The following is a 12,843-nucleotide window of genomic DNA, read 5'->3' on the forward strand; positions in this document are numbered from 1 at the left end:
TTGACATACGACATCTTTATAAATTATCCTGTGGATGATTTTAAAGTGTGCGAGATGATGCGGCTGGGAATTATGTCAACTACATAGATAAAGGGGAGAATTGAAAAAGTCTATTTGACATAATATAAATTATAGTACAAATATGCCTATTGTGCAAAACGTCGCAAGACTTCCGTACAGCTCGCTGTTTTGCATAATACCAGATATAGCTTCTTCAGAACTATATCGGCAGGTATTATGTAAAAGGGAATTCTACAATAAACGCCAACGGCCAAACTCACCGTAAAATTCAATCAGCCACTGGTGGATTTATTTTGCCAAGTATGTCAAAAGAAACTCATTATGGTTCAAATATGGCGGAATTGTAATACAACCCATACTATATTCGGTTTGGATTTGCATCTTAATACCCTGCGGCCTGACCATCCTTTCTTGATTCTGATGCTCCCGAATACACCTGGTTTTCTAAATCAATACCTATGGCCTGGTACCCACCGAACATCCCCACACCAAAGCCAATACGATGGCCTTTTTTCCGTAACTCCCTTAGGGTTTGGGGTTCAAAACCGCTTTCAAGATATAAGGTACCCCCATTGGTCATTTTAGACCCTGTAGGTTGCGAACTGCCCCGATGTCGCATTCTTGGTGCATCCCCGGCTTCTTGCAAATTCATTCCAAAGTCAACAATGTTCACCACAATCTGTGCATGGCCTTGAGGCTGCACTGCACCGCCCATAAGACCAAAACTTACCCGGGGTTTACCATTTTTGGTGATAAATGCGGGAATAATGGTGTGAAATGGGCGTTTACCGGGCTCCAAAGCATTGGCATGGCTCCTGTTTTGAACATTGAACATTTGCCCACGGTTTTGAAGAACAAAACCCAATCCATCAGGTACCATACCCGATGCAAACTCGGAATAAATACTTTGTATGAACGAAACCATGTTGCCTTCCTTATCGGCTACTGTCAGATAAGTCGTATTCCCTGTTTCTATTTCCATATCACCAGCAGGATAGGTATCAGCAGCTTTGTCGGAACTCATAAGGTTTCTTCGTTGCGCAGCATATTCATCTGATAATAATGTTTCCAACGGAATCTTGTTGAACTCGGGATCAGCATAAAATTTGGCTCTGTCTTCGTAGGCCAACTTTTTGGCCTCTGTAAGCACATGCAAATATTCGGGACTACCAAAACCCATTTCGCCAATATCAAATCCTTCAAGAATATTCAACATCTGCAGTGCAGCTGTACCCTGTCCATTGGGTGGAAGTTCCCAAACATCATAACCCCGATAGTTAACAGAAACCGGCGCTACCCAATTGGAGGTATGGCTTGCCAAGTCTTCATATCTTAAAAATCCGCCATGTTTTTTCATGTAGCTATCTATGGTCTTCGCAATGGTACCTTTATAAAAGGCATCGCGACCACCTTTGGCAATTTGTTCATAGGTATTGGCCAAATCTTGATTTATAAACACCTCCCCTTTAACCGGAGGTCTTCCTGTAGGCATATATGTTTGGGCAAAACCCGGCTGATCCCTTACCGCTTCATAATTTGATGCCATTTCATAGGCAATAACTTCGGATACCGGAAATCCATTTCTGCCATAATCTATAGCAGGTTGCAAAATGTCTTCTATGGATAACCGACCAAATTTCGCATGCAACTTGAACCAGCCATCTACACAGCCCGGCACCGATACTGGTAATGGGCCATAAAAGGGAACATATTTTAATCCTTTTTCCATGAAATAATCGATAGATATGGATTTGGGTGCCCTGCCGCTGCCATTTAAACCATATAATTTCTTTTCTTCAGCGGACCAGACTATTGCGAAGACATCACCCCCAATACCACAACTCGCCGGTTCTACAAGTCCTAGCACAGCGTTTGCAGCTATTGCGGCATCAATTGCACTCCCTCCTTTTTTTAAGATATCCAAAGCAACTTGTGTGGCCAAAGGTTGGCTTGTTGCTGCCATGCCGTTTTGTGCCAAAATTTCAGAGCGCGTGGTAAAGGTTTCACCGGTTAATCGATCCTGGGCATTTACCATGCTCCCTAAGGTAATCAAAGCAATAATGGAAGATAAAAATTTCATTTTCAAATTTTTAAAAGTAGTCCTTATTTGGGCCAAAACGGTACAAATAATTGGAAGCCTTAAAGATAGGGATAGTGGACTCAACTTACTTGGCTATTTGATAAAAGTTGATTTCGAAATTAGGGAAAATACATTTTAAATTAAATTTCAATTGTAAAGGTATCGTACTCTCTTATAGAATGAGTTGTTAATAAACATTATAATTCCTTTATAAAAGCCGTAATCGTAATCTAAAGGGTTTTAATTTTTATATTTCGGAACCAAACATCAGAAAACCAGTCCTGTAGGCCTATATGTCCCTTGGTGGCCAAACCAAAATCGGGGAAAACCTTAAAGTTCGAAGTTGCAATCCACTCCTTCCATGTATCCGATTTAAAATCTGCCTGGGCCGTTAGCCTGCCGTTAAGGTAGAATTCTATTTTTCCATTACTGTGCTTAATAGTGGAAGTGTTCCATTGTCCCGCAGGGTTTGCTTCTACGGCATTTATCTGAGGTGCAAAACCGTACAGGCAGCCAGAACGTTTTGTCTCAATGGGATAGTCCATATGGGTGGGATCTAAAAGTTGATATTCAGGTCCGGTATGCCAGGTTGCGGGTTTATCAGGGAGTTCCTGCACATTGATAAAGATTCCGCTATTGCCTTTTTCAGAGAGTTTCCATTCAAAAGTCAGTTCGTAATTTTCGAATTCCTTATCGGTGACCAAATCCCCGTGCTGGCCCTTTCCTTCTTTTGAGTTGCAGTAAAGTTCACCATTTACAACTTTCCAAACCGATGATGAATCCGGGTAATTATACAAATGCCAACCGGCTGTAGACTTACCGTCAAATAACAAGGCCCACCCTTCAGCTTTTTCATCTTCTGTTAACTGATTGTGTTTGACTACCGTTTTATGATCTGTTTTCTTATCGTTTTTACAGGCAGTGACAAAAAAAAGAAGCGTTATAATAATATAAATCCTGTTGACCATAGCTGGGTTTTTAATGCATTAGCGCATTAAATATACTTAAAAAGTGTACACCCGGGGATGACACACCATTATCCAGTCCCTGATACCCCTCCCCTTGCAAATCATAAAATTGTTAAATATTTCTTAAAAGACTACCTTTTTATACATAGTACTGTAACATAACATGCTATTGGTCGTCTATTGCATAAAGACAACAACTAAAGAAAACCAAAGTGATGTTTCATTTCTCAATCCTAATATTCACCAAAGCGATTAAATTGTTCGGAATTTCCGCTGCAGTCTATGACATTTACTTTAGCCTGTTCAGTTCAATGGGGATTAACTTCACCCTGTTAATTTATACCCTGATGATTGAATCCTTTTTCGTGTATATGAAAACTACCCCCTTTAAAATTCCTTTATGGCTGGAAGCCATAGAAGATTTTATCTAAAACCAGAGCGTCTCAAAAACCCCGGTTATATTTTCTATATCTCTTTGTTATAGTACTTCCCATGCCGTTTGGCATTATGTGTAAGACAATCTAAAACAAAATGATTGTTAGGAGATGCCGTAGGTTTTTACTTTTTTATCAATTTGATGAACAAGTCTCCTTAAAAAATTACCGGGACCAATCTCCGTAAATTCAGTCGCTCCATCCTCTATCATGTGCAGAATAGTATGCCTCCACATCACCGGATGTGTCAATTGATCCAGTAAGTTTTTCTTTATCAAAGCTACTTCTTCTGTTGGTCTACCTGCAATATTCTGGTAAATAGGGCAAATGGGTTTTTTAAATTCGGTTTCTTCTATGGCTGTTTTAAACTCTTCAACAATAGGTTCCATAAAAGGTGAGTGAAATGCCCCACTTACCGGTAAATTTACCACAGCCTTTGCCCCCGGTCTCAATTTATCACAAGCCTCTTTCAAGGCTTTTTTCTCCCCTGATATCACGACCTGATGCAATGCATTATAATTGGCAGGGACCACTACCCCGTCTACCTTCTCACAGATATCCTGAACAATAACATCATATAAGCCTACCACTACAGCCATCCCCGTATTTTCATTTTCACATACTTTTTGCATTGCTGCGGCGCGCCTGGAGATAAGTTTCAGGGCCAATTCAAATTCCAAAGAATCAATAGCTGCCAATGCTGAGATCTCGCCCAGGGAATGCCCGGCCACCATATCAGGTTTAAAATCCGCTCCCATGGTTTTTGACAGAATATAGGAATGTAGAAAAATTGCAGGCTGGGAAAACTTGGTTTGTTTCAGGTCTCGGGCAGAGCCCTCAAACATGACATCGGTAATAGAAAATCCTAAAAGTTCATTAGCCCGGTTAAAATACTCCCGGGCCAAATCAGATTTCTGATATAATTTTTTTCCCATCCCGGGGAATTGTGTGCCCTGACCAGGAAATAAGTACGCATGCATAAAAACTAGAGCTAGTTATGTATTATAAAATCAATTTTTTCTAAATATATACTTTAACGAAGCATTACTGACCTATTCTTCTAAATTTTAATGACCTTAAGATAACACCACAATTTTATAATCAGGGGCTATAACCGATAACTTACAATTTTTTTTGTCAAGCTGAACTATTTAGGGCCATTTACATCTCATAATAATGGCGCTTCCCTCCCGGGTATGTGTTCAATGAAAGAATACCTGAACTTGTTGAGCTCAGTTTGATTGCCCATTTGGAGTAGCCAGAAGTACACAACTATTTCTAACCAAAAAAAGAGCGATAAATCGCTCTCTTTACTTAGTATTATAGGTTTAGAGCTATTTTTGCTCCGCCTGTTTTACTTTACATGTACTTAATCCAAAAGGAGCATATAATGGACAGAAGCTTACGAAACTGGTAAGCACAAAAACGCCTGCCAATACCAAGAGTACTATCCCAAGCGTACCAGTTATTGTTCCATTAAAATAAAGTACTGCAATGATTGCAGCTACAATTAAACGAATGATTCGATCTGCAGATCCCATATTTTTTTTCATGATATAAAATATTAATTAGACAACTGTTTTATGAGCCAGACTATACCTGCAACGAACGATATGCAAAGTAAACATACCAATAACAGTTTTATGATCTTCCTGCCCATTTTCTTTCTAAACAAAGTTAGGCTAAGGAAATATGCTGTGCAGTGACTTTAGTCACAGGTCTAATACCATAATCGTATTGCCTTGTTGTTTGACCAGGCCTTCGCCCTCCAATTTTTTCAATACCCGGCTGACTACCTCCCGAACTGTCCCAAGCTCATTGGCCAATTGTTGATGGGATATTTTAATGGGGTTTTCACCTTTGAGATTAACTTTATCCTTAAGATGCCGATATAAGCGTTTGTCTATCTTATCCAACAAGACGGAGTGTATGGTATCCAAAAGTTCTGCATACCGGCCTTTGTATTGTTGAAAAAAGAAGCTGTTTAAACCCGGATTTTCCCTGGTTAGGGAATCTAATTCAGTAACTGGGATAAGGATTGCTTCCGTGTCTTCTTCAGTGACAGCAAATACCTGACTGGGTTCATTATTGATACTGGCCGAAAAAGACATGATGCAACTTTCATTGGGCTGAATATAGTACAACAAGAGTTCCCGGTGCTCATAGCGTGTATAGACTTTTATCAGTCCTTTTTGAACGAGTGGAATGACCTTTACATATTGCCCTTCACGAAGGATCTCAGTGCCCTTTTCAATTTTAATAAGCTCTCTCGACGCTGTTATTTTTTTGAGAAGTGAGTTATATGATATTGAAGGTACCTGGCCAGAATCCATAGGAATATTTAAAATAAAAACGATTAATAACCATAAATATACTAAAACCGCCCCTGAATATAGGTCAGGGACGGTTCATAAAACCTTCTTTTCATAGCGGGGCAATAGAAGGTATGGTAGGTATCTAAGTTCGGGGTCTACTGCTTTTCAAAAGTTAATAAGTCGGTTCCGCCATTACCACCACTCTCATGGATTAACTCAATTTTATTTGCAGAATATGAGATAATGTTCCAATCTTCTGATAGTTCATTGAAGTCTGCCGGGGAGGCGAAGAATATGTTAAAATCAATCTCACCTGTAGATGTACCACCATTAAAATTGCCAAGGGTACAACGATTCCTAAAGCGAAGCCTGTCTTCCCCATTTATCCTCAAATCTACATCAGTTTCTCCGTTGTAGAGCTCAATTTCATGTAAGGTCCAGGTATCTTCAAGATCGGTCAGGCCCATTATGGTCAGGACTACCTGAATGTTATTACCACTGCCTGATGCTTCCCAGGTGCCCGAATAATTTTCTGAACCATCGGTTACGCTCACCGTCCCATCTGCCGAGAAGTTGAATTTGTAACTTGTAAAGTTATCTTCAAGTGAATTGTCGTTTCTTTCCAATTTGTCTACGAACCAATCATCACAGGCCGTCAGTACATCGGTAAGTTGATCTACTGTACAACTATTGCAATCATCATCCATGCTATTATCACTGGAATCGTCATCCATATCATCACTAGAATCATCGTCTATAGTAACCGACCAGGTACCCGATATGGTAGTGTTGCCATTATCGGCCACGAGGCTTCCATCGCTGTTAAAACTAAAGCCATACCCATTAAAGTTTGTCGTTTCATTCTTATCGGAATCCACAAAGTTGGTAATTACCCATGGACCGGTCATTGCGGTATTTGTAATTTCATCAACATCTGCCTGTAATTGGGCCAGATTGGCAATTTCATCATTTTCATTGTCACTGGAACAGGCCATTATGAGTAATAAGGCGACAAAAATTCCTGAATTTAAAATATTCTTTTTCATAGTAATTGTATTTGGATTATTGTATTTGTATTAGGATTATTGTTTTGTAAAGATTAATGTATCAGTAGTTCCATCTCCGCCACTAACATCACGTAGTTCAATTTGTGTATCGGACACCGCAATGACATCCCAGTCATCATTAAATTCATCCAGGGGGATGGTGGCACCGAAATCCAGCACCAATTTGTTGTCCCCGTTTTGCGCTGACCAGGTACCATTAGTGACACTTCCATTGTTTGCCGTAGCACTTCCATCGGCCGCAAAAGAAAATGTAAAAGCCGAATAATCATTGGTTTGATCATTACCGTCATCCAGATAGGAAGAGACAATCCAGCTACCATCTACCAATACGGTGCTTAAATCTGATCCGCCATTGCCGTTACTTGCAGGGTTCCTCTCAAAGGTGAGGAAGTCTGTAGAGCCATCTCCCCCACTAATATCTTTTAGCCTTATGATTTCATTGGTAACTTCCAATACGTCCCAGTCTTCCTCCAATTCGTCAAATGGTGGGGTGACGCCAAAATTCAAGTTCAATTCCAAGGGCGTTTCATCACCAGAGGATGTTGACCATGTACCATCTGTGGTCATTCCTGCCCTGTTTGCCATGGCCGTACCATCTGCTGCAAAATTAAAAACCAGATCAGTAAAAGAAGCGGTTTCATCAACATCGTCGAAGTAGTTGGTTATGTACCAGTCTCCGGTAGTCAATGCCTGGACCAGTGTACTGTCATCAACGCCAGTATTATCATTTCCACCGTTGTTGGTGCAAGCAGTTCGAAAGCGTAAACGGTCGTCACCCATTCTCAGATCTACATCACTTTCACCGGAATCCTGATCAATTTCATGAAGGTTCCATGTGGCGTTGAAGTCAGATAGATTGGGTATGTTGATAGCAACGGTAATATTGTTGCCTGAACCATTGGTTTCCCAGGTTCCAGTGAACATATCGGTATCAGATTCAGCGGTTAAGGAACCGTCATTGGCAAAATTGAATTGGTAAGCCGTGTATAAATCTTCCAGGTCCTGGTCATTGCGCTCCAATTTATCTACACTCCAGTCCGAACAGGCTACCAATACATTGGAGAGCTGGTCTGAGGTGCAATTGTCACAATCATCGTCATTGTAATCATTGTCGTCATCCTCATCACAATCGTCTTCCGCATCCTCCAGAATAGTCTCAAGCATTTGAAGGTTGGAAACCTGTACCTCTGTGCCATCATATAGAATTACGGTAATGGGAAAGCTTATATTAACTATATCATCGTCATCTAAATCATCAAGAAACTCATACAGTTCCTGATCATTTGAAAAGGTAATTGTGTCAATGATCTCATTGCTGGAATTAAATAAGGTTGCCATAACCGGATACTTTATATCCGCACATTCTATGTCATCATCTAACTCATTTTCACCGTTGCAATCATCAGTGAAATCTTCAAGTTCATTCATATCTGTGATGACTACCTCGGTAAAGTCGCTCAGGATAATAGTAATGGGGAAGATTATTTCAACAACATCCTCATCATCATCAAATTCATCAAAAATGTCCTCAATGATTTCAAAATCACCAGGGTCATCCACTATAATTTCAAGACCGCCAACCTGCACTGTTACCGGTAGTTCTATGCTAATACAACTTGCATTGTCTATGATATTGTCATCGGAACCATCTTTTGAAGTAGTATTCTGCAACAGGTTTGCAACCTTGGAGTTGGCTTTAAGAGTTTCTTCCTGTGGTCCTTCAATTAAAACAGATTCTTCTTCCCTGCAGCCGGTAAGTAGCAAGGTTAGTCCTAAAATAAGTAAGCTTAAATGTTTAAATGGGGTTTTCATGTCCAAATCTTTTTTTGGTGTTTATATATAAAACAACCCTACTTCCAAAACTCCTGAAAAATTTTAAAGAAAATTATTTTCATAGCTTTGGAGCAGCTTAAACATTGTGGTTTGAAGAAAGATTTACATAAGGATATTTGCGAAGATTCCGTTTTTGAAGTGCTTTATAACAGACTGGCCAACGACCTCCATAATTATCTGTATTATAAGTATGGCGATACGCTTAATCCAAATGATAAGGCACAGGAAGCATTTATTAAACTATGGGAAAACTGTAAAAAAGTAACGGTAAGCAAGGCCAAATCATTTTTATATACCGTAGCTAATAATTTGATGTTGAACGAAATTAAACACCAAAAGGTGGTTTTAAAATACCAGGCTACAAAGCCAAAAGGACATACCAACGAATCGCCCGAATTTCTAATGGAGAAAGAAGAATATTTAAAAAAATATCAAAAGGTGCTTTCAACGTTGACAGATGAACAGCGAACTGCCTTTTTGCTAAATAAAGCCGAGGGCAAAAAGCACGAGGAAATAGCCCAAATGTTAGGCGTTACCAGAAAGGTTGTGGAATATAGAATTTACACGGCATTTAATGTCCTTAAAAATGAATTGGAAGGATTTAAATTAAAATAATCAGGAAAAACCCACATTAAGTTGTTATATAATTAAACAGTTGTGTTTATGGATAAGGATTACTTGATAAAAAAATGGTTAGCGGACGAGTTTAGCCCTGAGGAATCTGATGTTTTTGAAAATTTGGATGAGACCCCTTTTTTCAAAGATATAGTCGATACTGCCTCAGCCTTTAAGGCATCCCAATTTTCCAGGGTTGATAATTACCAAGAATTTAAAGAACAACTGAAGTATCCTGAGACAAAAGTCAAAAAGTTACATTGGATAAGACCCTTGATGCGTATAGCCAGTGTTTTTGTAATGGGATTTGCGCTGTATTACCTCTTTTTTAATGAAAATTTAACCAAAATAGAAACCCGGGTGGGCGAAAAAGTATCCATCACCCTCCCCGATGCTACTACGGTTACCGTAAATGCTTTATCTGAAATGGCATACAACGAAAAACGTTGGAACCAAAAAAGGGAAATAAAACTAATAGGAGAAGCCTTTTTTGATGTAGCCAAAGGGGCAAAATTTGATGTAGTTACCCCTAATGGGACGGTCAGCGTTCTTGGCACCGAATTTAATGTCAGGCAAAGGGGAAGTTTTTTTGAGGTACGCTGTTTTGAAGGTGTCGTAAAAGTGAACACAGAGGGTCATGAGGAGATATTGGAGCAAGGGGATAGTTTTCGAATTCTAAAGGGAATTGTGACTTTGGGCGAAAATATGTATAGTGTACCCCAGTGGACCAAGAATGTCAGCGATTTTCAAAGAGTTGAAGTATCTCAGGTTTTTGAAGAACTGGAGCGACAATATGGGGTAACCGTTATCCTGGAAAATGTGAATAAGGAACAACTTTTTACCGGAGGATTTGTACATGATAGTCTGGAGAATGCCCTGAGATCTATTACTGAACCTCTGGATTTGGAATATAAAATGTTACCAACCAATAAAGTCAGGGTAAAACCAAGTGAGAAATAAACTCATTTTACTTTTTAACATTATTACTTTACTGTCCTGTGCCTTATCTTTTGGGCAACAAACTGAGGTGAACAAACCACTCGTTTCTATCTTGACGGAGTTGCAGGAACGCTATCAGGTACAGTTTAATTATGCTTCAGAACTTATTGAAGACCTACAGTTATTACAGCCCAGGGAGAATCTTGAACTAAAAGAGGTCATTGACTATTTAAAAGTACAGACAGGGCTCGATTTTGTTTTTGTTTCAGAATCTGTAATTTCTATTACGTCCAGACCCCTGAAACTTTGCGGGTACATTCGCGATAAGGATACCCAGGAGCCCTTGTCTTACACCACAGTCCAAAGTAATGGACGGGGAACAGTCTCTGACGATGAGGGGTATTTTGAATTGCCTATGACAAAAATTTCAGATGTTGTCCTCATCAGACATATTGGCCATAGGACCCTACGGCGTGAGTTGCGTTTTTTCAACACAAGAGAATGTGCTATCATATACCTGGTGTCCGAGCAGGAACAGTTACCTGAAATTATATTGTCCGATTACCTGATAAAGGGGATGGACAGGTTGGACAACGGTTCTTTTCAATTGAATTTTGACCAGTTTTCTATCTTGCCCGGGCTTGTTGAAGAAGATGTACTACGCTCTGTGCAAGCCCTTCCGGGTATTCAAAGCATTGATGAAACGGTATCTAATATCAATATACGCGGAGGCAGTAATGATCAGAACCTGATTCTATGGGATGGGATTAAAATGTATCAATCCGGACATTTTTTCGGACTCATTTCAATGTACAACCCACATATCACACAAAAGGTGGCTTTACAAAAAAATGGGAGTTCTGCCGCTTATACCGATGGGGTTTCGGGCACTATTGCTATGAGTTCGGATAAGAAAATCAATCCGGATACGAATGGAAGTATTAGTATTAATCTAATAGATGCCAATGGCTATATTGATATTCCGTTGGGTGAAAAGGCCTCGATACAAGTGGCAGCAAGAAAGTCAATAAGTGATTTTTTTGAGACCCCTACCTACGCTGAATATTTTGATCGTATAACTCAGGACACTGAGATCTCGGCAAATGTAGATACCATAACAAATTCGGATATTAAATTCGATTTCTATGATGCCTCGTTTCGACTATTAGTGCAACCTACGGAGAAAGATTTTGTAAGACTCAATTTCATCTATACAGCCAACCAGGTAGTTTTTAACGAAAGTGCCCTGGTCAACGACAGCGAGGAAATACGTGAAAGTAATCTGGACCAGAACAGTATTGCAGGTAGCCTGTTTTATCGCCGTAAATGGAATCCAAATATGATTACCGAATTCTCCATTTATGAAACAGATTATAAGCTTAAGGCCATTAACTCTAATGTCTTGCAGCAACAGCGTTTTTTACAAGAGAACGTAGTCTCGGAAACCGGGGTCCGCGCCGTGGCCCGAAACAAAATGTTTGAAAATTTTGAATGGCGCAACGGCTACCATTTTGTAGAGACTAAAATCACAAATTTGGATGATGTAGACGATCCGATCTTTCGCAGACTGGAAAGTAAGGTGCTGCGAACACACGGGATATTTTCAGAAATTGATTGGTCAACCCCCGACAACAATACATCTGTTAATGCAGGCTTACGTTTTAATTATCTGGAAAAATTTGGGAAACAAATTTGGGAGCCACGACTTAGTTTTAATCAAAAGTTTCTCCAATGGTTCAATGTTGAGATTCTCGGTGAGTTTAAGCATCAAAATACCTCCCAGGTGATCAACTTTCAAAGCGACTTTTTGGGCCTGGAAAAGAGACGATGGCAACTTTCCAATGATGATGATATTCCGATAATCCAAAGTAAACAAGCTTCATTGGGTTTGAGTTATGAACAATATAACTGGCTGGTACATGCCGTTGGCTTTTTTAAAGAGGTTAATGGCATCACTACGCAAAGCCAGGGATTCCAGGATAGCTATGAATTCGTAAAAACTGCAGGACAATATGATGCCTACGGGATGGAGTTCTTGCTTAGAAAACAAATACAGAACTGGAATATTTGGTTGAGTTATGGCTATTTGAATAGCAAGTACATTTTTGAGGAACTCCCGGAGCCGGAATTTCGCAGCAATTTTGACATTGAACACGCTGTTTCTTCCGGGCTTACTTTTTCTACCAAAAAATTACTAATGGCAGCCGGACTCAATTGGCGTACGGGGAAACCATTTACCCCAACAGTTCCGGGGAATGAAATTGCTGATGGTGCTATTAATTATGATGCAGTAAATTCCGATCAATTAGACGATTATTTGCGATTGGATATCTCAACAACCTATACCACCCCTATTGGTAATAAAACTGATTTGCAGGCAGGGATATCTATCTGGAACTTGTTAAACAAGAAAAATATTATCAATACTTTCTTTAGATTGGATGATTTGGACAATGCCCAACAAGTAAATCAAAACTCATTGGGCATTACACCTAATGCCATCTTAAAATTTATTTTTCACTGATTTATTCAATTCGGTGTTGATTGGCTCTTTCATATAAAATTGCATTT

11 protein-coding genes are annotated in these 12,843 nt (G+C 39.6%); 4 read left to right on the forward strand and 7 right to left on the reverse strand.

Annotated features, from left to right (window positions below; genetic code table 11):
• Positions 1–403 precede the first annotated feature (403 nt).
• Positions 404–2,101, reverse strand: coding sequence for a gamma-glutamyltransferase (ggt, locus tag Q0X77_RS07805; RefSeq protein ID WP_297795533.1), 1,698 nt, complete (start codon positions 2,099–2,101; stop codon positions 404–406).
• A 230-nt stretch (positions 2,102–2,331) separates the two neighbouring features.
• Positions 2,332–3,069, reverse strand: coding sequence for a DUF1080 domain-containing protein (locus Q0X77_RS07810; protein WP_297795535.1), 738 nt, complete (start codon positions 3,067–3,069; stop codon positions 2,332–2,334).
• Positions 3,070–3,284: 215 nt separating this feature from the next.
• Here Q0X77_RS07810 and Q0X77_RS07815 point away from each other — a divergent pair, with 215 nt between their 5' ends.
• The gene (locus Q0X77_RS07815; RefSeq protein WP_297795538.1) at positions 3,285–3,500 is read left to right on the forward strand and encodes a hypothetical protein; all 216 of its coding nucleotides are present in this window, start codon (positions 3,285–3,287) and stop codon (positions 3,498–3,500) included.
• A gap of 107 nt (positions 3,501–3,607) precedes the next feature.
• On the opposite strand, the gene fabD is transcribed toward Q0X77_RS07815, so the two are convergent.
• From fabD to Q0X77_RS07840, 5 genes are all read right to left on the reverse strand, one after another.
• The gene (gene fabD / locus Q0X77_RS07820) at positions 3,608–4,483 is read right to left on the reverse strand and encodes an ACP S-malonyltransferase (RefSeq protein WP_297795540.1); all 876 of its coding nucleotides are present in this window, start codon (positions 4,481–4,483) and stop codon (positions 3,608–3,610) included.
• A 354-nt stretch (positions 4,484–4,837) separates the two neighbouring features.
• The gene (locus Q0X77_RS07825) at positions 4,838–5,056 is read right to left on the reverse strand and encodes a DUF2892 domain-containing protein (RefSeq protein ID WP_297795541.1); all 219 of its coding nucleotides are present in this window, start codon (positions 5,054–5,056) and stop codon (positions 4,838–4,840) included.
• Positions 5,057–5,215: 159 nt separating this feature from the next.
• The gene (locus Q0X77_RS07830) at positions 5,216–5,836 is read right to left on the reverse strand and encodes a Crp/Fnr family transcriptional regulator (protein WP_297795544.1); all 621 of its coding nucleotides are present in this window, start codon (positions 5,834–5,836) and stop codon (positions 5,216–5,218) included.
• A gap of 137 nt (positions 5,837–5,973) precedes the next feature.
• Positions 5,974–6,864 carry a hypothetical protein gene (locus Q0X77_RS07835; protein ID WP_297795546.1) on the reverse strand — a complete coding sequence of 297 codons (891 nt, stop codon included), beginning with the start codon at positions 6,862–6,864 and terminating at the stop codon, positions 5,974–5,976.
• A 36-nt stretch (positions 6,865–6,900) separates the two neighbouring features.
• Entirely contained in the window at positions 6,901–8,697 is a 1,797-nt protein-coding gene (locus Q0X77_RS07840) for a hypothetical protein (RefSeq protein WP_297795549.1), read from the reverse strand.
• Between the two features lie 111 nt (positions 8,698–8,808).
• On the opposite strand from Q0X77_RS07840, the gene Q0X77_RS07845 reads away from it, so the two are divergent.
• Genes Q0X77_RS07845 through Q0X77_RS07855 form a run of 3 tightly spaced genes read left to right on the forward strand, consistent with a single transcriptional unit; the run spans position 8,809 to position 12,796 of the window.
• Entirely contained in the window at positions 8,809–9,333 is a 525-nt protein-coding gene (locus Q0X77_RS07845) for an RNA polymerase sigma factor (protein WP_297795552.1), read from the forward strand.
• Between the two features lie 48 nt (positions 9,334–9,381).
• Positions 9,382–10,293 (forward strand): FecR family protein, encoded by a 912-nt coding sequence (locus tag Q0X77_RS07850; protein ID WP_297795555.1) that lies wholly within the window; start codon positions 9,382–9,384, stop codon positions 10,291–10,293.
• Entirely contained in the window at positions 10,283–12,796 is a 2,514-nt protein-coding gene (locus tag Q0X77_RS07855) for a TonB-dependent receptor (RefSeq protein WP_297795558.1), read from the forward strand. Before Q0X77_RS07850 ends, Q0X77_RS07855 begins: the two co-directional genes overlap by 11 nt.
• Positions 12,797–12,843: the final 47 nt, after the last annotated feature.

Source organism: uncultured Eudoraea sp., assembly GCF_947258925.1.
Taxonomy (GTDB): Bacteria; Bacteroidota; Bacteroidia; order Flavobacteriales; family Flavobacteriaceae; genus Eudoraea.

What these genes read in the sequence shown, in the direction of transcription:
- ggt (WP_297795533.1), bottom strand. Translation starts at nt 2,101, where the DNA reads ATGAAATTTTTATCTTCCATTATTGCTTTGATTACCTTAGGGAGCATG.
- Q0X77_RS07810 (WP_297795535.1), bottom strand. Translation starts at nt 3,069, where the DNA reads ATGGTCAACAGGATTTATATTATTATAACGCTTCTTTTTTTTGTCACT.
- Q0X77_RS07815 (WP_297795538.1), top strand. Translation starts at nt 3,285, where the DNA reads ATGTTTCATTTCTCAATCCTAATATTCACCAAAGCGATTAAATTGTTC.
- fabD (WP_297795540.1), bottom strand. Translation starts at nt 4,483, where the DNA reads ATGCATGCGTACTTATTTCCTGGTCAGGGCACACAATTCCCCGGGATG.
- Q0X77_RS07825 (WP_297795541.1), bottom strand. Translation starts at nt 5,056, where the DNA reads ATGAAAAAAAATATGGGATCTGCAGATCGAATCATTCGTTTAATTGTA.
- Q0X77_RS07830 (WP_297795544.1), bottom strand. Translation starts at nt 5,836, where the DNA reads ATGGATTCTGGCCAGGTACCTTCAATATCATATAACTCACTTCTCAAA.
- Q0X77_RS07835 (WP_297795546.1), bottom strand. Translation starts at nt 6,864, where the DNA reads ATGAAAAAGAATATTTTAAATTCAGGAATTTTTGTCGCCTTATTACTC.
- Q0X77_RS07840 (WP_297795549.1), bottom strand. Translation starts at nt 8,697, where the DNA reads ATGAAAACCCCATTTAAACATTTAAGCTTACTTATTTTAGGACTAACC.
- Q0X77_RS07850 (WP_297795555.1), top strand. Translation starts at nt 9,382, where the DNA reads ATGGATAAGGATTACTTGATAAAAAAATGGTTAGCGGACGAGTTTAGC.